The organism is Saccharomonospora cyanea NA-134 (assembly GCF_000244975.1).
GTDB lineage: Bacteria > Actinomycetota > Actinomycetes > Mycobacteriales > Pseudonocardiaceae > Saccharomonospora > Saccharomonospora cyanea.
Genome location: NZ_CM001440.1, coordinates 1353628 through 1375687 on the forward strand (window position 1 = coordinate 1353628; position 22060 = coordinate 1375687).

Sequence of the window (22060 nt, forward strand, 5' to 3'; positions counted from 1 at the left end):
CGTGTACACGACGAATGGGAGGAAGCCGTGGTGTACGACGAACAGCGTGACGCCGTGGGCGAGCGCTCGGTGGCGCAGCTCGTCAACGACCTCTCCGCACAGGTGAGCAGGCTCGTCCGCGACGAGATGAAACTCGCCCGGGCCGAGATGCAGACGAAGGGCAAGCGGTTCGGGATCGGCGCGGGAATGGCCGGAGCGGGCGGGTTGCTGGCCTTCTTCGGGACGGCGGTGCTCGTCGCCGCTGCCGTGCTGGCGCTCGCGCTCGTGCTGCCCGCGTGGGCGGCGGCCCTGGTGGTCGGCGGCGCGTTGCTGTTGTTGGCCGGGCTGCTCGCGCTCCTCGGCAGGAACCAGGTGCAGAAGGCGACACCACCCATGCCGAGGGAGTCCATCGAGAGCGTGCGCAAGGACATCGACACCGTGAAGGAGAGGATGCGGCAATGAGTTCGTCGACCTCGTCGACCTCCTCGTCGAGCTCGCCGGACGACGAGTTCCCGCAGACGGTGGAGCAGGCGCGCACGGACATCGAACTCACGAGGCAGGAGCTGGGTGAGACCGCGAGGGAACTCATGAACCGGCTCAACGTGGGGGAACGCGCCAAGGAGCAGTTCCACGACCGCTCACAGGTCGTGCTGCGTGTCCTGCGGGCCAACCCCGTCTTCGTGGCGGCGGGCGGGGCGGCCGTCGCGGCCCTCTTCGGCGGCCTGCTCACGTGGAGGCTGAAGCGGTGAAGGTGTTGTACCGCCCACTCAGCCTGCTGGTCAGCGTGGGCGGTGGCCTCCTGGCGAGCGCGGTGTTCAGGCAGTTGTGGCGGCGGGTGACCGGGGATTCCAGGGCGCCCAAAGCCACCGACCGTAACTTCAAGGCGTGGCAGGTCGTGGCGGCCGCCGCTGCTCAGGGAGCCGTGGTGGGAGCAGTGAAGGCAGCGGTCGACCGGGCCGGTGCCGCGGGATACGAGAAGGCGACCGGTGCCTGGCCGGGGAACGAGTAAACGCATGTTGCTGGTGCGGCCACCAGGGGTGTACCGCCCCCAGGACGACACCGACCTGCTGTCCGAGGCGCTCACCGCGGTGACGCTGCCGCCTGGTGCGAGAGCGCTCGACGTGGGTACGGGAACGGGAGCGCTGGCCGTCGCGGCGGCGCGTGCGGGGGCGGCCGAGGTCACCGCGCTCGACGTGTCGCGGCGGGCGCTCGTGGCGGCGTGGCTCAACGCGCGCGTGCGGCGGCTTCCCGTACGGGTGTGCCGGGCCGACGTCTCGTCGGCACCGCCGCCGGGGCCGTTCGACCTCGTGCTCGCCAACCCGCCGTACGTGCCGTGGCCGGGTGGCGGGCGAACGTCACCCCGCTGGGACGCCGGCCGTGACGGGCGCGCGGTCATCGATCCGCTCTGCGCGGCGGTTCCCGGCCTGCTGTCCGAACGGGGCTGTCTGCTGCTCGTGCAGTCGTCGCTGTCCGGCGTGGAGGAGACGCTCACGGCACTCGGTGAGGGTGGGTTGAAGACGTCGGTCGTGGCCCGCCGTCCGGTGCCGTTCGGACCCGTGCTGCGGGGCCGGGCGCGCTACCTGGAACGGCGTGGGCTGATCGGCGAGGGGCAACGTGAGGAAGAGTTGGTGGTCATCCGTGCCGATCGAACCGAACGGACCGACTGAGTGGTCCCCCACGCGGTCGAGGAGGTCCCAGCCCCGCCGCGTCACCGTGGTGCCCGGAGGGCCCGTGCTGATCGAGGGGCCCGTCGAGTTGCAGCTCGACGACGGCACGACCGTGGTCTCGGACCGGTTCCAGGTCGCCGTGTGCGCCTGCCGCCGCAGCAGGAACTACCCGTTCTGCGACGCCAGCCACCGCCGCAAGCGGCGCTGAATTCCGCTTGCGGCGGTGTTCGGTCCGTTGTTCGATCGTTCAGCCGTCGTGCGGTGGAAGCCGCAACGCGCTGCGACCTTCCTGCCAGTGCGACAGCGTGTGGTCGGTGAGGTGGGACTCGAGCAACTCCGTCGCCTGGATACCGAACACGACGTCGGCGGCCAGCTCCGGCTCGCGCGCCAGCAGGTCGCCGATCACCTCGCGCCGCATCACCTGCTCGTGCACCGCGTCGGCCTCGACGTGCTCACTGAAGAAGAACCGGCACGCCTCCGGGGCGCCGAGCCGGTCGAGGGCCTGCACCATGCGGCGGGCACTCGGGGCCGTGCTGATCTCGGCCGCGGCGAAGTGCCCCACGAGCGCGCCACGCAGCGAACGGTGGAGGCCGAACATCGACATCAGGTTCACCGTGGCGAACGCCTGCGGCGGAACGTGTTCGGCGTAGCCGAGGTAGTCGGAACGCAGTCCCGCGGCCTCCAGCAGGTCGGCGTAGAGCCGTGAGTGCATGCGGTCGTATCGACCGCCGCCGAACTCGTCGAACTCCACGGCGACCAGGGCTGCCTTGGCCTGCCCGCGCAGCCGTGGGATGACCCACGCGTGCGGGTCGGCCTCCTTGAGGTGGTAGATCGAGCGCATCGCGAGGTACTCGCGCATCTGCGGCCAGGTGCCCTCGTCCTGCAACCAGTGGCTCAGCCCCGTCCCGTGGACGGGTTCGGTGAGCAGTTCGTCGAGGGCGGCGGCGACGTCGCGGTCACGACCCCCGCCGGGCACGTCCGCACGCAGGGCCGCGAGAAACCGTTGCTCCAGCGCCGTGCGCAGGCGCAGCAGGTCGGGGTCCCACTCCCAGTCGGGGGAGACGTCGGCGAAGCCTCGGTAGTGCAGTTCGTAGCACGTCTGCAACGCGAGGTGCAGATCGTCACCGTAGGGGTCGGGGCTGCCGATGTCCGTCGGCAGGTGGTGTGGGCCGCCGGGTCTGCCGCGCAGAGCCGTCACCACGGCCTCCGACAGCGGTCCCCGGGGCAGCGGTAACGGCGCCACGGGGGCCGGTTCGGGTACGGATGCCTCGGGTCGCGCACTCACACTCGTACTCACACGAGCGGGCTACCCGAGCGGACTGCGGGATACACCGGACCGGAACCGCGCCGCACGGGCCCTTGGTGGTCGTGACGCGGCAGCCGTCCTGACCGGCGTCACCAGCAGCCCGGCCACCACCAGGGCGAACACCCCTCGTCCTCTTCGTCCTCCTCGTCCTCGCCGGGCGGGGTGGTGGTCGGCGGGGTGCTCGTCGACGGCCGGGAACTCGTCGGACCGGGAGTGCCGGTGTCGGACGGGCCGGGCGAGGTGGTGTCGTCGGTGTCCTCGTCGTTCTCGTCGCCCCGGTCGTTCTCGTCCTCGTCGCGGTCGTCGTCGGGAGTGTCGTCCTCGTCGGAGTCTCCGGGGTCGTCGGCCGGGTCGTCGAGGGAGCCGCCGTCCTCGCCGGTGGTGCCGTCCTGCGGAGCGGACGTGTCTCCGTCCTGGGACAGGTCCGTGACGTCGGTGACGACGACGCGGTCGTCGTCCGTCGTGGGGGCCACGTCGCCCGTGGTGGGGTAGAGCTCGGTGTTGTCGGGGTCGATGACCACGATGCGGTCACCGCGGTCGTCCGCGCGCCGGACGCCGTCGTCCGGTACGAGGTTCACCGCGACGGCCGCGACGACACAGCCCACGACCACGGCCCCCATCACCGCGAGCATGCGCATCCGCGACCGCGGCCCCGGCGGAGTTCGATCGTTCCAGTCGTCGTCGTCGGAGAGCCGGGCCACCGACACATCGTTGTCCACGTCTGAGCCCTTCAGGACCGGGAACAGCCGAGCTGAGCTGTCTCACAGTAGATCATCACGAGCTGTTGCCACCGATAGGGATTGTGACGGAATGTGCGCGCGATGTGGCACAATGGCCCGTTTCGTCGGCCGTCGATCACGGAGTGCGACAACAGTGGTCACGGACCGCGTCGACTGGTGAGGTGCGGCGCAGTCAGTCCACAGTGTCCTCTGGGTCCTCTGGGTCCTCTGGGGCCCCGGCGTCCCCTGGGGGTTCTGGTGTCCTGTCAGTGTTCCCGATGTGTGTTCAGGAACTTGACGAGGTGGTCGTCGAACTCGACCTCTCGTTCCAGGTTCGGCAGATGTCCGACACCGTCCAGCACGACGAGCTGCGAGTCCGGGACTCGCTCGTGGATCAGCTCGGCCTCCGCGACGGGCGTGTAGGTGTCCTCGGTGCCGACGACGACGAGTGTGGGCACGGTGATGTGGCCGAGGAGAGCCACGTAGTCCTGTCGGTCGGCGCGGCCCCGCAGCGCGGCCGCGGCTCCCTCGGGCGGCGTCGCACGCATCATCCGCAGCACGTGTTTCGCCGTGGCAGGCAACGTTCGGATGCTCTCGGCGCTCAGCATCCGCGGCAACAGTTCGGCCGGGAGCGTGGCCATTCCCTCCCGTGTCAGTCGCTCGGCCGTGGTCAGCCGTGTCTTCCGTTGTTCGGCGGTGTCGGCGCGGGCGGAGGTCGCGGCGAGCAGCAGGGCTTCGATCCGGTCGCCGAGGTGCCGGTAGCACTCCATCGCGAGTTGCCCGCCCATCGACAGTCCACCGAGGACGAACGTGGTGATCCCGACGTGGTCGAGCAGGGCGGTGAGGTCCTCCGCGTAGCGCTCGAACGGCGTCACCGTCGCCGAGCCCGGAGTGTCGGGAATTCGGCTCGTGCCGTACCCGCGGAGATCGGGCACGACCACCCGGAATCCCTCCTCGGCGAGGCGATGGACCTGTGGGCGCCACAGGGTGCGGTCGAACGGGTGGCCGTGCAACAGGACGACGGGGGCGCCGTGGCCGACGTCGTCGTAGCCGAGGGTCATGTCAGGCAGGGGAAGTGAGGGCATGATTCGACGCTATCGAGTTCAATCGATCGGTTCAATGACAACATTGAACTCGGTGCAATAATGCGCGTATGCGTGACTACCGTTCCCTCGCCGACGCCGTGGCCGCGGACATCGCAGCCGGACGCCTCCGGCCGGGCGAACGGCTGCCCACCCAACGCCGGTTCGCGCGCACCCACGGCATCGCGGTCTCCACGGCGGCCCGGGTCTACCAGGAACTCACCCGCCGCGGACTCGTCGTGGGCGAGGTCGGGCGGGGAACGTACGTGCGGGCGGCCCGCGTCCGGCCCGAGCCCGCGCTGGCCGAACCTGGCTCCGCCACCGTGGACCTGGAACTCAACATCTCCCTGCCGCCCGGGTTGCCCGACTCGCTCGATACGCTCCGGCCGGGGTTCGAACGCCTCTTGCGCGCCGACGTGCTCGCCGAGGCCCTGCGCCCGAAGGCGACATCGGGAACGGCCGCCGCCCGCGTCGCCGCGGCGACCGTGCTCGCGAGGTCGGGCTGGGCGCCCGACCCGGCGACGGTGGCGTTCGCGGGCAACGGGAGGCAGGCCATCGCGGCAGCGGTGTCCGCGCTCGTGGACGTCGGCGGCAGGCTCGGCGTCGAGGCGTTGACCTATCCCGTCGTGAAGGGCATCGCCGCGCGCCTCGGCGTGACGCTCGTGCCGCTGCCCGTGGACGAGCAGGGGCTCGTGCCCGAGGCCGTTCGCGAGACCCGGCCCGACGCCGTGTACGTGCAGCCGACCCTGCACAACCCGCTCGGCGTCACGATGCCGGAGTCCCGCCGGCAGGAGCTGGCCGAAGTGCTGCGGGAACTCGGCATCGGCGCGGTCGAGGACACCATCTACGCGTTCCTGCGCGACGAGGTGCCACTGGCCGCGTACGCGCCCGAGCGCACGGTCCTGGTGGACAGTCTGTCGAAGCGGTTCTCGCCCGGCCTCACCCTCGGCTTCCTGGTGGTGCCCCCCGAGCTGACGGGACGGGTGGCGGCGGCGTTGCGGTCCGGGGGATGGGCGGCTGCGGGGTTCACGCTGGTCGCGGCGACCCACTGGATCGAGGACGGCACCGTGGCCTCAGTGCAGGAGCGTAAGCGTGCCGACGCGGTGCGACGGGCAGGCATCGTCCGACGTGGACTCGACGGGTTCGAGGTGCGCGGCGACCCGGGTGCCTACCACTGCTGGTGGGAACTGCCGCAACCGTGGCGGGCCGACACGTTCGTCGCGGCGGCGGCCCGGCGGGGCATCGCGGTGAGCCCCTCGGGGGCCTTCGCGGTCGGAGCTGCCCACGCTCCCACCGCGGTGCGGCTGGCGCTCGCGGGCCCCGATCCGTCCACACTGGAAACCGCGATCAGCGTGCTGGCGAGCCTCGCGCGGGCCACGCCGGAGGACGCGCGCCTGGAATGACCCGGAGCCGTTTCACGACGCTGACCCACGGGTAGCCGCGCCGTGGAGGTGAGCGTGATGGCAACCACCGTGGAACGCCTGCATGCGGCGTTGTCCGAGGCGGACTTTCCCGCCGAGCGCGCGGAGTTGGTGCGGTGCGCCGAACGCGCCGATGCGGACTCCGACACCCTGCGCGAGCTGAACGGGATTCCGGCCGAGACCTACGCCAGCCTCGGCGAGGTCGAGCGAGCCGTCTCGTTCGCGTCACCGGAGGACGACCGGGAGCGGGCCGAGCGTCGTCGTACGCACGGCAAGCCCGGACTGTCCGAGCAGGCCAAGGACGTCGGTGAGCACCCGATCGCCGAGGAGCTCGGCGAGAACCGGGGGAGTTAGAACTCCTGACACGTCGGCGTCCGACCAGTAGAGCAGTCGACGTGTCGGGACTCTTGGACCGTTTGTCCGGGTTGGTCGGCGGGTAGCTGTACAGCGCGACCGTCTCGACGAGAGAGTAAGGCGATCATGGAGCTTCCCGGTAGTGGTGACGTGGAGAACTCACCAGCACGGCTCGCCGCCCGCGCGGAGGACGCGGTCAGGGCGCTGTCGCTGCGGACTTCGGGCCCGGTGGACGGCGACATCCTCGCGAGCCCCGGCGAACTGCACGAGGTGCTCGGATCGTTGAAGCTGCTCGTCGACAACCTGGCGAGGTGCCTGCCCGAGATGGCCACGTGGCTCGAACAGTGCCTGTGGTGCGGCCGGGTCGGGGGACGGGATCCGAGGGCCTACGGCGAGGTGGCCGAGTCGATCTTCGAGGTCGCCTCCGCGCTGTCGAGGGCTCACCGGATGAGCGCGGCGTTGAGCCGGGACATCCAGGCAGCCCAGGCTGCCAGCAGCGACCTCGTGGTCAGTGAATGAGGGCCGGCGGGTGACCGGCTGCGCGGTCGGCCACGTTGCCGTCCGCGTGACCCGGGTCAGGAAGCGGGCGTCGGTTTGCCCGTCGCCTGCTCGTCGCTGGGCTGCCGGGGGAGCGGAGGCTGGACTTCGGGCTGGAGCTCGTTCGCCTCGCGTTGCTGCTCGATCGCCTCGACGAGTTCGCTCTGGCTCATGTGCGCCACGAACGGGATGCCCTCACGGTGTGCTGTGTCGGCCAGTTCTCCCATTGTCTTGTCGTGCAGGTCGTTCTTCTCCGGCATTTCATCCTCCGTGTCTGCCGACTACGACATTCGGGTAGCCCATTCAGTGGAGCGTTAACCCATTCGGACGCTGCTGGAGACGTCACATGTCGTCAACGTTCAAACTCGGCACCATCGCGGGTATCCGGATCGGTGCGCACTGGAGCGTGCTCGGGATTCTACTCGTTCTCGTCCTCGCTCTCGGTTTCCGGAGCTGGCCCGTGCTCGTGCCCGGCTACTCCGGCGGTGCCTACGTCGCCGCGGCGCTCGTGGCGGCACTGCTCTTCCTGGCTTCGCTGCTCGCGCACGAACTCGCGCACGCGATCGTGGCGCGGCGGCAGGGGATCGAGGTTCGGGACATCACCCTGTGGCTGCTCGGTGGCCTCGCCGCGCTGCGCAGCGAGGCGCGTACTCCCGTCGCCGATCTGCGCATAGCGGCGGCGGGCCCCTTGGCCAGCGTGGTCGCCGGTGCCCTTTTCGGCGCGCTCGCGTGGCTGCTCGTCGCGGTGGACGCGCCGACACTCGTCGTGATGGTGGCGGTCTACCTCGCGGTGTTGAACGCGGTGCTGGCCGTGTTCAACCTCGTGCCCGCCGCACCCCTGGACGGCGGGCGGATCCTGCGTGCCGCGCTGTGGGCGTGGAAGGGCGACCGCAACCGCGCGGCCGTCTGGAGCGCCCGCGCGGGCCGGGGGTTCGGCATCGCGCTGATCCTGCTGGGTGCGTGGCAACTGCTGTTCGCGGGCAGTGGCAGCGGTCTGTGGTGGGTGCTCATCGGGCTGTTCGTCGTCACGGTCGCGGGCGCCGAGGAACGGCAGGCGCAGCTGGGCAGCACCCTGGGGGACGTGCGGGTGGCCGAGGTCATGACCGCGGACCCCGACACCACCGATGCGGGCCTGTCGGTACACGACTTCCTGCACGACGTGGTGCTCTCGCGACGGCACTCCGCGTTCCCGGTTGTCGACCAGGCCGGGCGAGTGGAGGGGTTGGTCACGTTGAACCGCCTGCGGTCGGTTCCGGTCGACGAGCGCGGCACCACCAGCGTGCGCTCGATCGAGTGTCCCGTGGACGACGTTCCCAAAGCCACGCCGGACACCCCGCTCACCGAGTTGCTGCCCTCGCTGGGTGAGACTCCGGACGGGCGGGCGCTGGTGTTCGACGGCGATCGGCTCGTCGGCATCGTCACACCCACCGACGTCAGCCGCGCCGTGACGCTGCGCGGGCTGGTCGGGGACACATCCGCCGTCCGGCCCGGCGTCCCTGGCACGGCGAGCTGAGCGGGCGGGGAGCCGCGGGCCGGATCACGGCCGCTTGCCGACCCCCGTGGCCACTTCGCCGAGCCTGCCGCCCTCGACGGAGGAGGCCAGGGGCGGGGTCTGTCCACCGGCGCGTTCCCGCAGGCCGGTGAGGAACTCGGCGACGGCCTCGCCCGCCGAGTGCCGGGGTTGCCAGCCGAGTTCCGTGCGGGCTCGTGTGGTGTCCATCAGCGGCAGCCGTACCACCGCGTCGAACAACTGTGGCGAGGCGGGCACGAGCCGGAGCGTCCACGCCGCCGACACGGCCGTGCGCAACAGCCGCGAGGGCACCGGCACCGTGCGCGCACCGAGCAACCGGGCGAGCAGCGCCGCGTCGACGGGCTCGTCGGCCGCCACGTTGAACGCGCCGCGCACGTCGCGGGTCACGGCCAGCCGGAACGCCTCGCCGATGTCGTCGGAGTGCACGACCTGCATTCGCAGCGACCGCGTGTTCGGCACCAGCGGCACGAGGCCCGGCCGCACCAGACTCGTGGGCACGAACGGGCCGAGGAAGATCCTGCGCTGCTCGGACGCCGCTTCCCGCTGGAAGACGAACCCCGGCCGGATGCGCACCACGCGGATCTGCTCGTGCTCGGCCTCGAACGCGTCGAGCGCCCGCTCCAGGTACGCCTTCTCGCGGGTGTACGCCGCTCCCGGCCAGCCGTGCGTCGGCCAATCCTCCGTGACGCCACGGTCCTTGGGGCCGGGGGAATAGGCTCCGACCGACGACGAGTACACGAGCGCGGGCACCGCACAGCGCGCGACGGCCTCGAACACGCGCAGGCTGCCCAGCACGTTCGTCCGCCACGTCTTCACCGGGTCGCGGGTCGGCTGGAACAGCCACGCGAGGTGGACGACGGCGTCGGCGTCGGCGAACACCGAGTCGAGCGCGGCCTCGCTCGCCTTGCCGACCTTGCCGAGGTCGATCTTCTTGACGGTCAGCTTCGGATGCGACCACCGGGGTTTGCGGCGCACGAGGCCGACGATCGACTCGACCGCCGGATCGTCGGCCAGCGCCCGCACCACACTGGTGCCGATGTTGCCGGTCGCACCGGTCACCACGACACGCATGCCGGTCACCGGGTCGTCTCGGTGCGGTCGTGCACCAAGGACACGAGCCGGTCGAGCGCCTGCTCGATCCTGTTGTCGACGGAGGCGCTGTGCTCGCCGCCCATCGTCTCCGGCGCCCCGCCCTCGAACGTCACGTGCAGGGTCGCGAGCGTGCCCGGCCTCCCGGAGCCCCCGGAGCCGCTGTCACCGTGTGGTTCGATCTGGAGCCAGCCTTCGTAGCCGGTGTCCGTGCCGCCCCACCGCAGGCGCATCCGGTCGCGGTCGGTGTCGAGGTAGCCCGTCTCGTCGTGGACGTCGCTGCCGCTGGCCACCCAGGCGTGCAGGGTGCCCTCGCCCTGGGGCTCCACCTCCACCCCCTCGGGCGTCCAGCTGTCCAGAGACGACTCCGACGAGGCGATGTCGAAGACGACGCGGGGTTCGGCGTCGATGACTCGGGTGTGCTCGAAATCGGCCATGTGCCTGGCATACCCGCGCCGGACGAAGCTATACCGGCGACGTGGGGGTGCCGCCGACAACCTTTTCCAGCTCACGCACCGCTGCCGCGACACCGTTCTCGGCGCGTACCCGGCGGCCCAGCTCGGCGGCGGCGGTCGCCATGGCCCGGTCGCCGAGAGCCTGGCTCAGAGCACCGGCGAGGTTCTCCGGCCCGAGCTTCCTCTGGCTGATCGGCTCCGGTGCCACACCGAGTGCGCGCATGCGCCGCCCCCGGAACGGCTGGTCGGCCACGTAGGGACACACGAGCTGCGGCCTGCCTGCCGCGACCGCCGCTCCCGTGGTGCCCGCGCCGCCGTGGTGGACCACCACCGACACCCGCGGTAACAACCGGTGGTAGGGGACGTCGCCGACGACGAGGACGTCGTCGGACGGTGGTACAGCGCCGAGCCCGCCCCAGCCGGTGGCCAGCACGACCCGGGTCCCCACGCGGCGAGCTGCCTCGACCACGGTGACGGTCGTGGCGGCGGGGTCCGCGCCGGACATGCTGCCGAAACCCACGAAAACAGGCGGTTCCCCGGCGGCGAGGAACGCGTCGAGGTCGGCGGGCAGCGATTGCGCCTCGGGCGTGGTGGCTGTGTCCTCCAGGAACCAGTAGCCCGTCATGACGGCGGTCGCGGGCCAGTCCGCCGGGCGCGGCAGGACGTGCGGGCTCACGGCGTGCAGCACCGGCGCGGGCGCGCCGTCGACGGTGCGTAGCGGGTCGTGCCTGCCCCGGCGCCGGGGCAGGCCCAGTTCCTCCCGCCACCGGTCGATGCGATGGCCGAACATCAGGGTCGTGCCCCTCATTCCGGCGTAGGACAGCCGGTTCACGACGGCGGGCAACGTGTGCGGGAGGTCCTGGCCCGGCCACGGGAACGCACCCGTCGGCACGTACATCGGCAGCGGCAACGCCAGCACCGCCGGAATACCGAGTTTCTCCGCGAGGTGCGGTCCCGCGACGATCTGGCCGTTGTGGACCACGAGATCGGCGCCACGCCCCGCACCCTCGGAGGCCACCACCCAGCAGTCGCGCAGGAGCTGGGTGAACATCGTCGGCAGTGCCCTGGCCAGAGCCAGTTTCGCTCTGACACCGCCGTTCGCCACGTCCGCCACCGGCGAGCCCTCGTCCAGTACCCGCAGCGGGCCGTCGTCGACCCCCGCGAAGGTCACCCCGTGGTCGCGCACGAACGCGGCGAACCGGTGCGGCGCGGCGATCACCGCCTCGTGACCCTGCTGGTGGAGTTGCCTGGCCAGCGCAACGAACGGTTGCACGTCCCCACGGGTTCCCAGCGTCAGGATGAGAACCTTCATCGCCGTTCCCCGCCTGCCGCGGTGCCCGGGTTCGGGCGCCGCCATCGGTCGAGCAGCAGCGGAAGCTCGCTCATGAGGTAGGCGTAGAAGTCGCGCATGGTCGTCAACCGCCTGCCAGCCGCGCTGTCGTCTCCCGCGGCCTCGATCCCTCGTTCCGCCGCGGCCAGCATCGCCCGCACCACCTCGTTCTGCGTGGACATCAACCGCACCCACGCGTCGTCCGGGCAGCGATAGTGCGTGCGGGTGCTTCCCGGAACCGGAACCCGCTCGACGAGGCCCGTCGTGGTCAGCGTCCTGAGCGCGGTCGACACCGAGCCCGCGCTCGCTCGCAGTCGCTCGCCGAGCTCTCCGGCCGTCAGCGTCTCCTGCTCGGTGAACAGCAGCGCAGCCAGGACCCGCGCGGTCATTCGCTGCAGCCCGTTGCGGGTCAGCGTCAACGCCAGTTCCTCGGCGGGTGACATGTCGGCCGACGGCCGCCCGCCCTCCGGTGATCTCTCCATTCGAAGATGATTTCAGAAAATTCTGAAATTACACAAGGGTAGAACGGTTCACCGGGGCGCGGGGCGCCGAAACAGGAATCCCCCCAGACTCCTTGCACGCCCAGGTGTGGAAGGAGTCTCCCGCCTGCAAGCAGGGGAGGACGTCACGTCATGCCGCGCAGCACCAGCGACGGCGGTCGGGTGCCCCGGATGCCGGCCACCATGTCCACCACCTGCCGGGTGCGGCGCACCTCGTGCGCGCGGAACACCGCCGCACCCTCCCAGGCCGCCACGGCCGTCGCCGCGAGCGTGCCGTCGACGCGGTCGTGCAGCTCGGCGCCGAGGGTCTCGCCGATGAAGTCCTTGTTCGACAGCGCGAGCAGCACCGGCCACGGTGTGGCGGTGAGTTCGCGGAGCCGCCGCAGCAGTTCGAGCCCGTGCCAGGTGTTCTTGCCGAAGTCGTGGGTCGGATCGATGAGGATGCCACCCTCGGGCACGCCGAGCGCGGCCACGTGTTCGGCTCGCCTGGTGACCTCCTCGACCACGGCGGCCACCACGTCGTCGTACTCGACGCGGTGGGGCAGGGTCCGGGGCGAAGCGCCCCCGGTGTGCGAGCACACGTAGCCCGCACCGAACTCGGCGGCCACCTCGGCCAGCGCGGGATCGGCCGACTGCCACGTGTCGTTGATGAGGTCGGCGCCCGCCTCGCACACCCGCCTGCCGACCTCCGCGCGCCACGTGTCCACGCTGATGAGCAGGTCGGGGTGGCGGTCGCGGACCGCGGCCACCACGGGGGCCACGCGGCGGATCTCCTCCGCCACGGACACGTCGGAGCCCGGACCCGCCTTCACTCCGCCGATGTCGACGATGTCGGCTCCGTCCGCGACGGCGGCGTCCACGGCACGCACCGCGGAGTCGAGGGCGTAGGTGGCGCCCCGGTCGTAGAACGAGTCCGGGGTCCGGTTGACGATGGCCATGACGAGGGCCCGGTTCCGCTCCACCACGCGGCCACGGCAATGCAGGGTCACCACGACCAAGACCCTAGCCGCGGCAGGAAGCCGGGGTGTCGCGCGGCGTCAGATCCAGCCCTCCTCCCAGGCGCGGCGAGCGGCCTCGTACCGGGTCGACACGCCGAGCTTGGTCATGGCCGACGACAGGTAGTTGCGTACCGTGCCGGGGGCGAGGTGGGCCCGTTCGGCGATGGCCCCGACCGTGCTCCCCGTGTGCGCGTACCGCAGCAGTTCCAGCTCTCGCTCGGTGAGCGGGCAGCTCGTCGCCGTCAGGGCGGACGCGGCGATCTCCGGGTCCACGTAGCGTTTGCCCGCGTGGACGTCCCTCAGGATCTCCGCGAGGCGGCTCGCGGCCGTGGTCTTGGGCACGAACCCTCGCACACCGCTGGTCAGCGCACGTTTCAGCACCCCGGGCCGCGCGTGCCGGGTGACGATCACGATCGGAACGTCGAGTTCGGCGCGCACCCGGCTCGCCGCGTCGAGACCGTCGGAGCGCGGCATCTCCAGGTCGAACACCGCGAGGTCGGGCCTGGTGCGACGGACCAGCTCGACGGCCTCGTCGCCGTCCCCGGCCTGGCCCACGACCTCGATGTCGTCCTCCAGGTCGAGCAGTGTGGCCAACGCGCCCCGGATGAGGTCCTCGTCGTCGGCGAGCACGATGCGGATCAGCTGTCTCACCTCCGCACGGGCGCGTGACCGCCCAGTTCGAACGTCGTGTCGGCACCATCCTCGACCACGCGGCCCTCCACGTCGCCACCGAGCGCGGCGAACCGCTCGCGAAGCCCGGCGATGCCGCTGCCGGGCCGGGTGTCCTGGAGGCTCACGCCGTCGTTGACCAGCCGGACGCGGGCCGTGGTGTGGTCCGTCTCCAACGTCAGCTCGCAGCGGGTGGCCTGGCTGTGCCGGAGGATGTTCGTGGTGCCCTCGCGCACCAGCGCGCCGAACAACGCCTGGAGCGGGGGCGGCACGTTCCGCGTGTCACCGTGTACCCGCGTGTCGACACCCGCGGCACCGAGGAGGTCCACGGCGCCCGCGATCTCCTGGCGCAGGTCGGTGCTCCGGTAGCCGTGCACGACGCGGCGGGTGTCCTTCAGCGCCGTGCGGGCGAGTTCGGTGAGCTCGGCGGCCTGTGCCCTGGCCGCGTCGTCGTCCCGCCCGATGAGGCGTTCGGTCAGCTCTCCCTTGAGCATGATCGCCTGGAGGTGGTGGCCCTGGATGTCGTGCAGGTCGGCGGCGAACCGCAGGCGCTCGCGGGCCACGGCGAGTTCCTCGGCGACCTCCCGCGACCGGTCGATCTGCACGACCATGTCCCAGAACCACACCTGCGTGACGTCGAGGGCCGCGAAGCACAGCACGAAGGCGGCGACCAGCGCGGCCATGAACCACGGGAACCACTCGCCCGAATCCGCTTCGCGGTAGGGCATCGCCGCCAGGCAGGCCGCTGCCGCCACGACCGCCATGAGGAGCGTCACCGAGCGCCGACGGCCCTTTCCCACGTCGAGCACCACACCCCCGGCGACCAGGCTGGGGAGGAACGCCCACGGGGTGGGATTCGACTCGACGGCGACACCGTAGCCCCAGGCGGCCGCGACCAGTGCGAAGGTCACGGCGTGCTCGGCGCGTGGGCCGGGCGGGGACTGGCCGCGCCGCAGGCCGCGGGCGACGAACCGCACGCGCTGCACGACCGTCAACACCGTGGCCGCAGCCGTGACCACGAGGATGGCCGGGGGCACGGTGTCCCCGGCCGCGAGTTGCAGGACCGGAATCGCGGCGAGGCAGCTCAACAGCACCAGCGACCACCACGTGTAGTTGCGCAGTCGCCTCATTCCCGTGCCGGTGCCGGGTTCCTCGTCGCTCACGCCACGGAGCATAACCCGGCCCCACCGCGATGACAGATGTCATGGCGCGGCACGGACATTCGCATGTGGACCGTTGACACCTGCCCCTACCGGGCGCGGTCGCGGGTGCGCAGGCTGGGGGCATGAGTGAAACAGTGGTGGCCGCGCGGGGGCTGCGATGCGCCTACGGCGACTTCGTCGCTGTGCGCGACGTGGAGTTCTCGGTACGCAGGGGGGAGCTGTTCGCGCTGCTGGGCACGAACGGAGCGGGAAAGACGACGACGATGGAGACGTTGGAGGGGCACCGGCCGCCCACGGAGGGCACGGTACGCGTGCTCGGTCATGATCCGTTCCGCGAGCGCGCCCTGGTGCACCGGCGGTGCGGGATCATGCTGCAGGCCGGTGGGTTCGCGGGCGACCTCACCGTGCGCGAGACGGCTCGGATGTGGAGCCGGGTGATCACCAGGAAGTCCACTGTGGATGAATCGCTCGAACGACTGGGGCTCGCCCATCGTGCCGGGGTGCGGGTGAAGCAGCTTTCGGGAGGGGAGCGGCGCAGGCTCGACCTGGTGCTCGCCACCCTCGGTGGCCCGGAGGTCCTGTTCCTGGACGAACCGACCACGGGCCTCGACCCGGAGTCGCGGCAGGCGACGTGGGAGCTGGTGAGGGAGTTGCTCGCCGAGGGCACCACGGTCGTTTTGACCACGCACTACCTGGAGGAGGCCGAACGGCTCGCGCACCGGCTGGCGATCATGCACGAGGGGGGTCTCGCCGTGGAGGGCAGCCTCGCCGAGGTCCTCGGCCGCTACGGGGCCCGCATCGACTTCCGGGTGGCGACACCGGACGGGGCGGTGCCGCCCACGCTGCCATCCCTGCCCCGGCTGTTCGGTGACGTGGACCTCGACTCCTGCGCCGACGGGCGCGTCGGCATCACCACCGACGACCTGCAGGGCGACCTGGAACACGTGCTGGCGTGGGCCCGGACCCACGAGCTGCGGTTGCACGGCCTCAGCGCCCGCCACGCGACGCTGGACGAGGTGTTCCGCGACGTCGTCGAGTCGACCCGACCTTCGGAGGTACCGGCATGAACACGCGCGCTCTGTCGTCGATCTTCACCGCGGAACTGAGGTTGCTGGTGCGCAACACCGCCGTGGCGGTGTCGGCGCTGCTGATGCCGTTGGTGATCGGCGGCATGTTCGTCGTCTCCGGGCTCCAGCAGGCCCCCGCGGCGGGCTGGGGGTTCTACGTCGCGCTGATGCTGCTCACCGTGTTCGGCATGTCGGGCTGCATCGCCGCGGCGGGCACGCTGACCTATCGCCGCGACGAGCTGTACCTCAAACGACTGCGCTGCTCGGAGGCGTCCGACGCCACCATTCTCGCGGGCGTGCTGGCGCCCGTGGTGGTGGTGACGGTCGTGCAGTGCCTGCTCATGGTGGTGGTGACCGCCGTGGCCGCCGAGTCGCTGCCCGCGAATCCCGTGCTGCTCGTGGCGGTGATCGTCTTCGGCACGGTGTGCAGTGTGGGGCTCGGCATGGCGACCACCGGGTTCGCGTCGTCGGGGGAGCAGGCTCAGACCGTGGCCACACCGGTGTTCTTCGTGCTCATCGGCACCGCGATCTGGGCGGCGACGGACCTGGCGGAGGGGTTGAGCACGGTGCAGATGCTGTCGCCGGGCGGCGCGGTCGTGCAGTTGACGCAACTCGCGTACACGGGGGCGCCGCTGTCCGAGACGGCCTCCGGCGCGCTACCGGCCCTCGGGGGCCTGGTCGCCTGGGCGGTGCTCGGTGCGGGCGCGGCGAAGCGGTACTTCCGCTGGGAGCCTCGTCACTGACCGCGCTCGTCGACGACCGACGCGGGGGCGGGTTGACTGAGCGGCCTGCCCCCGTCCCGACCCGTGACGACGACCAGTACCAGGACGACCACGGTGCCCGCGGCCAGCAGCAGGGCGCCCACACGGCGGGCGACCGGCACGAGACCCCGCGTCCGCTCCCAGCGCTCCACGGGCCGAGCGGGCGCCACGACCCGCGCCAGCAGCAGGACCGCCACGGGCAACTGCAACACCCACAGGGTCGTCCTCGGCCACCCGTCGAACCAGACGTTGGTGCCGTAGAGCAACGTGTGCCACACGCTCAGGACGTACACCACGAGGATGCAGCGGTGCAGTGCCCGCCACAGGCGAGCGCCAAGGCGGTCGCGCACGTAGAAGGCGAGCCCCAGCGGGATCGCGAGGTAGAACGCGAGCAGGCCGAGCAGGATGGCGACCCGCCCGGTGCCCGAGGTGTAGCCGCCGGGCACGAACGTCTGCACGAACGACGCCCACACCCCGTCGCCCTCGCGGACGAGTTCCGCGAAGAAGGCGGCGGCATGGGCGAACATCAGGCCGATCGTGGTGAGGCTGGTGGCCCGGTGCCAGCGTTCCACCCGCGCCGGTGCGACGCGCAGCCAGCTCGGGCGGGCGCTCGACCGGATCAGACCGAGCATGGTCGTCAGCCAGGCCCACAGCAGCGCCGACCAGCCGAACGCCTGGCACAACCAGTACAGCCAGTACTGACCGGCGTCCGCGAGGAACGGCATCACCGCGAGGGTGGGGGACTCGCCGGAGGCGATCCGCGCGGTCAACCAGGCGAACAGCCCGAGTGTGACGAGCAGGGCGGCACTCGCGTCGAACACCGCGACGCGCAGATCGGCGCGCAGGCCCGTCCCACGCCGGGTGGGCCTGCCCTCCACGGCTGGGCCGGTCATGCCGGGTTCTTGCGTGCCACTCCCGCCACAGCGCGCGTCCGGGCGGGGTCGCCGACGAACGGCGAGTCGGGACGCCACTGCGGCAACCACACCAGGCCGGGGTCGAGCAGCTCGAAGTCGCCGAAGAACTCCGCGATCTCCGAGCGGCCGCGCAACCCGCTGTCGCCCTTCATCGACGTCCGGGAACGGTAGTCGTCGCTGATCTGGCCGAACGCCTGCTGCGCCGACTCGTCACCGGTGTCGAGACACGCGTGGGACAGCACCAGCAGGCTGCCGGGAGCGAGCTGGTCGCGGTAGAACGCCAGCACGGTCTCCGGCTTCTGCTCCGCGGGCAGCAGGTGCAGCAGCGCGACCGTCAGCAGGCAGATCGGCTCCCGGGGATCGATGCCCTCGGCCAGCACCCGCTTCCACAACTCGGCACCGTCGAAGAAGTCGCCGGCCAGCGCGCGGTGCCGAGCCGGGTCGGCGGTGTCCTCCAACAGGATCTGCGCGTGGGCGTGGGCGACCGGCTCGTTGTCGATGTAGACCACACGGCTCGCGCCGGGAGCCACCTCGTCGGCGATCTCGTGCACGCTGCCCTGCGTGGGCAGGCCGCTGCCGATGTCGACGAACTGGCGGATACCACTCTCCGCCGCGAACCGCACGGCCCTGCGGAGGAAGGCTCGGTTCTCGCGCACCGCCTCCCGGATCTCGGGGGCGCGGGCGAGCTGTTTCTCGGCGAACTCGCGGTCGACGGCGTAGTTGTTGGACCCGCCGAGCCAGTAGTCGTAGACCCGCCCGGAACTGGGGCGGCTCAGATCGAGGTCGAGGGTTTTCCTGTGATCCGACACACGGCGAGCGTAGCGAAGGGATCGCCCGATCGCGTCGGCCGTCCGGGGCAGCCGGAGCCGGACACGAGAAAGGGCCACCGGCGTCCGTGCCGGTGGCCCTGCCGAAACCCCGAGCTCACTCGTAGATCGCGGCCTGGATCTCCTCGTCGTCGATGTTGTTCCTGTCGTACCAGTAGAAGTTGGTGTCGATCTGCTTCGGCAGTTCCTCACCGTTGATGGCCTTCATGGCCGAGGCCACGAGCCTGCGTCCCATGTCGATGGGGTCCTGGGTGACCGCGCCGGTCATCGCACCGCTGCGGATGGCGTCGATCTGTGCCTGTCCCGAGTCGAAGCCGACCACGGTGAGGCCTTCCTTGCCGCTCTCGCGGACCCCGTTGATCACACCGATCGCCGAGCCCTCGTTGGAGGCGTAGACGCCGTCGAGGTCGGGGTTCGCCGAGATGATCGACTTGGTGATGTTGGCCGACTCGAGTTGGTCACCGCCGCCGTACTGCGGGTCGAGCACGGTGATGCCGGGCGCGTTGGCCTCCATCCACTCGCGGAAGCCGTCGCGGCGGTCGATACCCGAGCGACTGGTCTGGTCGTGCACCACCATCGCGACCTTGCCCTTGCCGTCCAACGCCTCGGCCATGTGCTTCGCGGCCTCGGCCGCGGCGGCCTTGTTGTCGGTGGCCACGGTGGTCACCGGGATGTCGCTCTCCACGCCGGAGTCGAAGGCGACCACCGGAATGTCCTGTGCCTGCGCCTGCTCAAGAAGCGGTGCGGCGGCCTTGCTGTCCAACGCCGCGAAACCGATCGCGTCGGGGCTCTTGGCGAGATCGTTGGTGAGCATGTTGAGCTGTTCCTCGACGTCCTGCTCGGTGGCGGGACCGACGAACGTCACGCGGGCGCCGAGCTTGGCCGCCTCCTCCTCGGCGCCCTGCTTCACCGCCTGCCAGAACTGGTGCTGGAAGCCCTTCGACACGATGGCGATGTAGGGCTGGTCGCCCCCGCCGCCGCCGGACTCCGAGCCGCACGCGGTGAGCGTCAGTCCCAGCGCGGCCGCCGCGGCCGCCGCTGCGAGCCTGGTGAGTTTCATGACCAGATCTCCTTTGTTCTGGTGGGGTGGGCGGTCAGACCGAGGTGTCCTTCTTGCGCATCCGGTCGGCGTAGACGGCGACGAGGATGACGCAACCGAGGATGACGTTCTGCCATTCCTGCGGGATGGACATGATCTGAAGTCCGTTGTTGAGCACCGAGATGATCAGCGCGCCGATCAGGGTGCCGAGGATGGAGCCCTTGCCGCCGGACAGCGACGTTCCGCCGATGACGACGGCGGCGATGGCCTGCAGCTCGTAGCCCATGCCGGTCGCGGGCTGGGCGGAACCGAGCCGTGCGGAGATCAGCACACCGGCCAGGCCGATGAACAGCCCCGCGAAGGCGTAGACGGCGATCTTCCAGCGGCGCACGTCGATGCCCGACAGCGCCGTGGCTTCCTCGTTGCTGCCGATCGAGTACGTGTAGCGGCCGAGGACGCTGCGGGTCAGCAGCACGCTGGCGATGATCGCCACGGCGATGAGGATGAGCACCGCGTTCGGGAAGTCGACGCCGGGGATCAGGTTGCCGCGGGAGAGTTCCACGTAGCCCGGGACGTCGTTGAAGTAGATCGGCGCGCTGTCGGACAGGACCAGCGCGAGCCCCTCGGCGACCAGCATCATGGCGAGCGTGGCGATGAACGGCGGGATCTTGAGGAACGCGATGTTGAGCCCGTTCACCAGGCCGACGAGCCCGCCGAACAGCACCGCGCACAGCACGCCGAGGGGCAGCGGCAGGCCGAGATCGACGAGGAACACGCCCGACATCACCGCGCACAGCGCCATGCCCGTGCCGATGGACAGGTCGATACCGCCCGTGATGATGACGAACGTCGTTCCGATGGCCAGCGTGCCGATCACGACGGTCGAGAACAGGATCGCGGTGAAGTTGTCGTACGTGAAGAAGTACGGACTCGCGATCGAGAAGAACGCGTAGATCACGATGAGGCTGGCGAACGCGAGCAGTTGCTGCAGCCTGCTCTTCAGCATTCCCTGGACGCCGTTCGTGGCGCCGGTGTCCGATGTGCTCGCTTGTTGCGTCTTGACCGTTGTCATCGCTGTCCCGCCTCTTTCTCGGCCTCGTCGCCGACCGCGTCCACCTCGGGGCGCAGCGTGGCGTAGTGCATGATGTTCTCCTGGCTCGCCTCGTCCGCGTCGAGCACGGCGGTCAGCCGTCCCTCGCTCATCACCGCGACCCGGTGCGACATGCGGAGGATCTCGGGGAGTTCGGACGAGATCATGATGATCGACTTGCCCTGTGCGGCGAGGTCGTTCAGCAGTGTGTAGATCTCGTCCTTCGCGCCGACGTCGATGCCTCTGGTGGGTTCGTCGAAGATCAGCACATCGCAGTCGGTGACCAGCCACTTCGCGATGACGACCTTCTGCTGGTTGCCGCCGGACAGGTGCTTGGCGATCTGGTCGATCGACGGAGTCTTGATCCTGAGCGTCTCGACGTAGCGTCGCGCGGTGTCGCGGACCTCGCGGTCGTTCACGAAGCCCGCCGTGGAGAACGACCGGCTCAGCGAGCCCAGCGCGATGTTCGCCTTCACGTCCTTCTCGAGCAGCAGGCCGAACCGTTTGCGGTCCTCGGACAGGTACCCGATACCGAGCCGGGCGGCGTCGGCGGGCCGTTTGACGCGCACGCGCCTGCCGTGCAGTGTCACGGTGCCCGAGGTGATCGGGTCGGCACCGACGAGTGCCCTCGCCACCTCGGTGCGGCCCGCACCCATCAGGCCCGCGAACCCCAGGATCTCGCCGCGCCGCAGCTCGAAGCTCACGTCGTCGAGCAGTGCCTTGGTCGACAGGCCGCGAACGTCCAGCACGACCTCCCGGTCGTCGCGCACGTTCACCGGCCCCACGTTCGTGTCGAGTGAGCGGCCGACCATCCGGGCGATGATCTCGGACGTCGTCGTGGTCGCGGAGTCGACCGTGTCGATGTACGCGCCGTCGCGGATCACCGTGACGCGGTCGCAGATCCGCTTGATCTCCTCCATTCGGTGGGAGATGTAGATGGCGCCGGTGCCCGGCCGTACGAACCGGCGGATCAGCTCGTGCAGGGTGGCGACCTCGTTGTCGTTCAGGGCGGCCGTCGGTTCGTCCAGGATCAGCACCTTCGGGTCGTACGACAGCGCCTTGGCGATCTCCACCATCTGCGCCTTCGCCACCGTGAGGTCGCCGACGACGGCCTTCGGGTCCAGCGGTAGGTGCAGTCGCTCCAGCAGCTCGGCCGCGTCGTGGTTGAGCCTGCGCTCGTCGAGCAGCAGCCCCGCCCTGCGCGGCTCCCTGCCGATGAAGATGTTCTGCGCCACCGTCAGGTGCGGCACGAGGTTGAGTTCCTGGTGGATGATGCTGATGCCCAACCCCGTCGCCTCGCGCGGGTTCGCGGCCCGGTAGGGGCGGCCGTCGAGGAAGAACTCACCGGCGTCGGGCTTCTCGATGCCCGACAGCAGTTTCATCAGCGTGGACTTGCCCGCGCCGTTCTCGCCGACGAGTGCCAGCACCTCGCCCGAGGCCAGTTCGAGCCGCATGCCGTCCAGCGCCCGCACGCCGGGGAAACTCTTCCGGACACCCTCGACCCGCAACAACGCCGGCTGCGTGGCGGTGGCTTCCGGGGTGGCCGTGGCCGTGTCGCTCAT

27 protein-coding genes are annotated in these 22060 nt (G+C 70.6%); 11 read left to right on the forward strand and 16 right to left on the reverse strand.

Annotated features, from left to right (window positions below):
- Nucleotides 1-27 precede the first annotated feature (27 nt).
- Genes SACCYDRAFT_RS06545 through SACCYDRAFT_RS06565 form a run of 5 tightly spaced genes read left to right on the forward strand, consistent with a single transcriptional unit; the run spans nt 28 to nt 1854 of the window.
- Complete coding sequence (locus SACCYDRAFT_RS06545) at nt 28-441, forward strand: phage holin family protein (protein ID WP_005454705.1); 414 nt, start codon at nt 28-30, stop codon at nt 439-441.
- Nucleotides 438-728, forward strand: a complete 291-nt coding sequence (locus SACCYDRAFT_RS06550) for a DUF3618 domain-containing protein (RefSeq protein ID WP_005454706.1) — start codon at nt 438-440, stop codon at nt 726-728. Before SACCYDRAFT_RS06545 ends, SACCYDRAFT_RS06550 begins: the two co-directional genes overlap by 4 nt.
- Complete coding sequence (locus tag SACCYDRAFT_RS06555; protein ID WP_005454707.1) at nt 725-988, forward strand: DUF4235 domain-containing protein; 264 nt, start codon at nt 725-727, stop codon at nt 986-988. Before SACCYDRAFT_RS06550 ends, SACCYDRAFT_RS06555 begins: the two co-directional genes overlap by 4 nt.
- A gap of 4 nt (nt 989-992) precedes the next feature.
- Nucleotides 993-1646 carry a HemK2/MTQ2 family protein methyltransferase gene (locus SACCYDRAFT_RS06560; protein WP_005454708.1) on the forward strand — a complete coding sequence of 218 codons (654 nt, stop codon included), beginning with the start codon at nt 993-995 and terminating at the stop codon, nt 1644-1646.
- Nucleotides 1618-1854 carry a CDGSH iron-sulfur domain-containing protein gene (locus SACCYDRAFT_RS06565; RefSeq protein WP_005454709.1) on the forward strand — a complete coding sequence of 79 codons (237 nt, stop codon included), beginning with the start codon at nt 1618-1620 and terminating at the stop codon, nt 1852-1854. Before SACCYDRAFT_RS06560 ends, SACCYDRAFT_RS06565 begins: the two co-directional genes overlap by 29 nt.
- A gap of 39 nt (nt 1855-1893) precedes the next feature.
- Here SACCYDRAFT_RS06565 and SACCYDRAFT_RS06570 read toward each other — a convergent pair whose 3' ends face one another.
- From SACCYDRAFT_RS06570 to SACCYDRAFT_RS06580, 3 genes are all read right to left on the reverse strand, one after another.
- Nucleotides 1894-2931, reverse strand: a complete 1038-nt coding sequence (locus SACCYDRAFT_RS06570; protein ID WP_005454711.1) for an iron-containing redox enzyme family protein — start codon at nt 2929-2931, stop codon at nt 1894-1896.
- A 110-nt stretch (nt 2932-3041) separates the two neighbouring features.
- Entirely contained in the window at nt 3042-3671 is a 630-nt protein-coding gene (locus tag SACCYDRAFT_RS26260) for a hypothetical protein (RefSeq protein WP_005454713.1), read from the reverse strand.
- A 266-nt stretch (nt 3672-3937) separates the two neighbouring features.
- Nucleotides 3938-4756 (reverse strand): alpha/beta fold hydrolase, encoded by an 819-nt coding sequence (locus tag SACCYDRAFT_RS06580; RefSeq protein WP_005454715.1) that lies wholly within the window; start codon nt 4754-4756, stop codon nt 3938-3940.
- A 68-nt stretch (nt 4757-4824) separates the two neighbouring features.
- Between SACCYDRAFT_RS06580 and SACCYDRAFT_RS06585 the strand changes: the two genes are divergently transcribed.
- The 3 genes from SACCYDRAFT_RS06585 to SACCYDRAFT_RS06595 all read left to right on the forward strand — a co-directional run bounded on the left by SACCYDRAFT_RS06585 (nt 4825) and on the right by SACCYDRAFT_RS06595 (nt 7047).
- Nucleotides 4825-6156, forward strand: coding sequence for an aminotransferase-like domain-containing protein (locus SACCYDRAFT_RS06585; protein ID WP_005454716.1), 1332 nt, complete (start codon nt 4825-4827; stop codon nt 6154-6156).
- Nucleotides 6157-6213: 57 nt separating this feature from the next.
- Nucleotides 6214-6528, forward strand: coding sequence for a DUF2795 domain-containing protein (locus SACCYDRAFT_RS06590; protein WP_005454718.1), 315 nt, complete (start codon nt 6214-6216; stop codon nt 6526-6528).
- Between the two features lie 126 nt (nt 6529-6654).
- Nucleotides 6655-7047 (forward strand): hypothetical protein, encoded by a 393-nt coding sequence (locus tag SACCYDRAFT_RS06595; RefSeq protein WP_005454719.1) that lies wholly within the window; start codon nt 6655-6657, stop codon nt 7045-7047.
- Between the two features lie 56 nt (nt 7048-7103).
- Here the strand turns inward: SACCYDRAFT_RS06595 and SACCYDRAFT_RS06600 are convergent, their stop codons facing one another.
- Nucleotides 7104-7325, reverse strand: coding sequence for a hypothetical protein (locus SACCYDRAFT_RS06600; RefSeq protein ID WP_005454720.1), 222 nt, complete (start codon nt 7323-7325; stop codon nt 7104-7106).
- A gap of 86 nt (nt 7326-7411) precedes the next feature.
- Here SACCYDRAFT_RS06600 and SACCYDRAFT_RS06605 point away from each other — a divergent pair, with 86 nt between their 5' ends.
- Complete coding sequence (locus tag SACCYDRAFT_RS06605) at nt 7412-8578, forward strand: site-2 protease family protein (protein ID WP_005454721.1); 1167 nt, start codon at nt 7412-7414, stop codon at nt 8576-8578.
- A 24-nt stretch (nt 8579-8602) separates the two neighbouring features.
- On the opposite strand, the gene SACCYDRAFT_RS06610 is transcribed toward SACCYDRAFT_RS06605, so the two are convergent.
- The 7 genes from SACCYDRAFT_RS06610 to SACCYDRAFT_RS06640 form a co-directional block, all read right to left on the reverse strand.
- Nucleotides 8603-9667 carry an NAD-dependent epimerase/dehydratase family protein gene (locus SACCYDRAFT_RS06610; RefSeq protein WP_005454722.1) on the reverse strand — a complete coding sequence of 355 codons (1065 nt, stop codon included), beginning with the start codon at nt 9665-9667 and terminating at the stop codon, nt 8603-8605.
- Between the two features lie 5 nt (nt 9668-9672).
- Nucleotides 9673-10122, reverse strand: coding sequence for an SRPBCC family protein (locus tag SACCYDRAFT_RS06615; RefSeq protein WP_005454723.1), 450 nt, complete (start codon nt 10120-10122; stop codon nt 9673-9675).
- Between the two features lie 28 nt (nt 10123-10150).
- Nucleotides 10151-11452: a glycosyltransferase gene (locus SACCYDRAFT_RS06620; protein WP_005454724.1), complete on the reverse strand. Its 1302-nt coding sequence runs from the start codon at nt 11450-11452 to the stop codon at nt 10151-10153.
- Nucleotides 11449-11952, reverse strand: coding sequence for a GbsR/MarR family transcriptional regulator (locus SACCYDRAFT_RS06625; RefSeq protein WP_005454725.1), 504 nt, complete (start codon nt 11950-11952; stop codon nt 11449-11451). The genes SACCYDRAFT_RS06620 and SACCYDRAFT_RS06625 overlap by 4 nt, the downstream gene beginning before the upstream one ends.
- Nucleotides 11953-12095: 143 nt before the next feature.
- Nucleotides 12096-12962 carry a dihydropteroate synthase gene (gene folP, locus SACCYDRAFT_RS06630; protein ID WP_005454726.1) on the reverse strand — a complete coding sequence of 289 codons (867 nt, stop codon included), beginning with the start codon at nt 12960-12962 and terminating at the stop codon, nt 12096-12098.
- Between the two features lie 45 nt (nt 12963-13007).
- On the reverse strand, nt 13008-13619 hold the full coding sequence (locus tag SACCYDRAFT_RS06635) for a response regulator transcription factor (protein WP_005454727.1): 612 nt from the start codon (nt 13617-13619) through the stop codon (nt 13008-13010).
- Entirely contained in the window at nt 13616-14800 is a 1185-nt protein-coding gene (locus SACCYDRAFT_RS06640; RefSeq protein WP_232283785.1) for a sensor histidine kinase, read from the reverse strand. Before SACCYDRAFT_RS06640 ends, SACCYDRAFT_RS06635 begins: the two co-directional genes overlap by 4 nt.
- Before the next feature lie 122 nt (nt 14801-14922).
- Here SACCYDRAFT_RS06640 and SACCYDRAFT_RS06645 point away from each other — a divergent pair, with 122 nt between their 5' ends.
- Complete coding sequence (locus SACCYDRAFT_RS06645) at nt 14923-15867, forward strand: ABC transporter ATP-binding protein (RefSeq protein WP_005454729.1); 945 nt, start codon at nt 14923-14925, stop codon at nt 15865-15867.
- Complete coding sequence (locus tag SACCYDRAFT_RS06650) at nt 15864-16610, forward strand: ABC transporter permease (protein ID WP_005454730.1); 747 nt, start codon at nt 15864-15866, stop codon at nt 16608-16610. The genes SACCYDRAFT_RS06645 and SACCYDRAFT_RS06650 overlap by 4 nt, the downstream gene beginning before the upstream one ends.
- Here SACCYDRAFT_RS06650 and SACCYDRAFT_RS06655 read toward each other — a convergent pair.
- The 5 genes from SACCYDRAFT_RS06655 to SACCYDRAFT_RS06675 all read right to left on the reverse strand — a co-directional run bounded on the left by SACCYDRAFT_RS06655 (nt 16604) and on the right by SACCYDRAFT_RS06675 (nt 22060).
- A complete protein-coding gene (locus SACCYDRAFT_RS06655; RefSeq protein WP_005454731.1) occupies nt 16604-17521 on the reverse strand; it encodes a ferric reductase-like transmembrane domain-containing protein in 918 nt (305 codons plus the stop codon). The two genes, SACCYDRAFT_RS06650 and SACCYDRAFT_RS06655, sit on opposite strands and share 7 nt — an antisense overlap.
- Nucleotides 17518-18351: an SAM-dependent methyltransferase gene (locus SACCYDRAFT_RS06660; RefSeq protein ID WP_043536225.1), complete on the reverse strand. Its 834-nt coding sequence runs from the start codon at nt 18349-18351 to the stop codon at nt 17518-17520. The genes SACCYDRAFT_RS06655 and SACCYDRAFT_RS06660 overlap by 4 nt, the downstream gene beginning before the upstream one ends.
- A 115-nt stretch (nt 18352-18466) precedes the next feature.
- Nucleotides 18467-19429, reverse strand: coding sequence for an ABC transporter substrate-binding protein (locus SACCYDRAFT_RS06665; RefSeq protein ID WP_005454734.1), 963 nt, complete (start codon nt 19427-19429; stop codon nt 18467-18469).
- Between the two features lie 34 nt (nt 19430-19463).
- The gene (locus SACCYDRAFT_RS06670) at nt 19464-20480 is read right to left on the reverse strand and encodes an ABC transporter permease (RefSeq protein WP_005454736.1); all 1017 of its coding nucleotides are present in this window, start codon (nt 20478-20480) and stop codon (nt 19464-19466) included.
- Nucleotides 20477-22060: a sugar ABC transporter ATP-binding protein gene (locus tag SACCYDRAFT_RS06675; protein WP_005454737.1), complete on the reverse strand. Its 1584-nt coding sequence runs from the start codon at nt 22058-22060 to the stop codon at nt 20477-20479. Before SACCYDRAFT_RS06675 ends, SACCYDRAFT_RS06670 begins: the two co-directional genes overlap by 4 nt.

Coding starts and splice junctions, on each gene's coding strand:
- SACCYDRAFT_RS06550 (WP_005454706.1), top strand. CDS start 438: ATGAGTTCGTCGACCTCGTCGACCTCCTCGTCGAGCTCGCCGGACGAC.
- SACCYDRAFT_RS06560 (WP_005454708.1), top strand. CDS start 993: ATGTTGCTGGTGCGGCCACCAGGGGTGTACCGCCCCCAGGACGACACC.
- SACCYDRAFT_RS06580 (WP_005454715.1), bottom strand. CDS start 4,756: ATGCCCTCACTTCCCCTGCCTGACATGACCCTCGGCTACGACGACGTC.
- SACCYDRAFT_RS06585 (WP_005454716.1), top strand. CDS start 4,825: ATGCGTGACTACCGTTCCCTCGCCGACGCCGTGGCCGCGGACATCGCA.
- SACCYDRAFT_RS06590 (WP_005454718.1), top strand. CDS start 6,214: ATGGCAACCACCGTGGAACGCCTGCATGCGGCGTTGTCCGAGGCGGAC.
- SACCYDRAFT_RS06595 (WP_005454719.1), top strand. CDS start 6,655: ATGGAGCTTCCCGGTAGTGGTGACGTGGAGAACTCACCAGCACGGCTC.
- SACCYDRAFT_RS06600 (WP_005454720.1), bottom strand. CDS start 7,325: ATGCCGGAGAAGAACGACCTGCACGACAAGACAATGGGAGAACTGGCC.
- SACCYDRAFT_RS06605 (WP_005454721.1), top strand. CDS start 7,412: ATGTCGTCAACGTTCAAACTCGGCACCATCGCGGGTATCCGGATCGGT.
- SACCYDRAFT_RS06610 (WP_005454722.1), bottom strand. CDS start 9,667: ATGCGTGTCGTGGTGACCGGTGCGACCGGCAACATCGGCACCAGTGTG.
- SACCYDRAFT_RS06615 (WP_005454723.1), bottom strand. CDS start 10,122: ATGGCCGATTTCGAGCACACCCGAGTCATCGACGCCGAACCCCGCGTC.
- SACCYDRAFT_RS06620 (WP_005454724.1), bottom strand. CDS start 11,452: ATGAAGGTTCTCATCCTGACGCTGGGAACCCGTGGGGACGTGCAACCG.
- SACCYDRAFT_RS06625 (WP_005454725.1), bottom strand. CDS start 11,952: ATGGAGAGATCACCGGAGGGCGGGCGGCCGTCGGCCGACATGTCACCC.
- SACCYDRAFT_RS06645 (WP_005454729.1), top strand. CDS start 14,923: ATGAGTGAAACAGTGGTGGCCGCGCGGGGGCTGCGATGCGCCTACGGC.
- SACCYDRAFT_RS06650 (WP_005454730.1), top strand. CDS start 15,864: ATGAACACGCGCGCTCTGTCGTCGATCTTCACCGCGGAACTGAGGTTG.
- SACCYDRAFT_RS06655 (WP_005454731.1), bottom strand. CDS start 17,521: ATGACCGGCCCAGCCGTGGAGGGCAGGCCCACCCGGCGTGGGACGGGC.
- SACCYDRAFT_RS06665 (WP_005454734.1), bottom strand. CDS start 19,429: ATGAAACTCACCAGGCTCGCAGCGGCGGCCGCGGCGGCCGCGCTGGGA.
- SACCYDRAFT_RS06670 (WP_005454736.1), bottom strand. CDS start 20,480: ATGACAACGGTCAAGACGCAACAAGCGAGCACATCGGACACCGGCGCC.
- SACCYDRAFT_RS06675 (WP_005454737.1), bottom strand. CDS start 22,060: ATGAGCGACACGGCCACGGCCACCCCGGAAGCCACCGCCACGCAGCCG.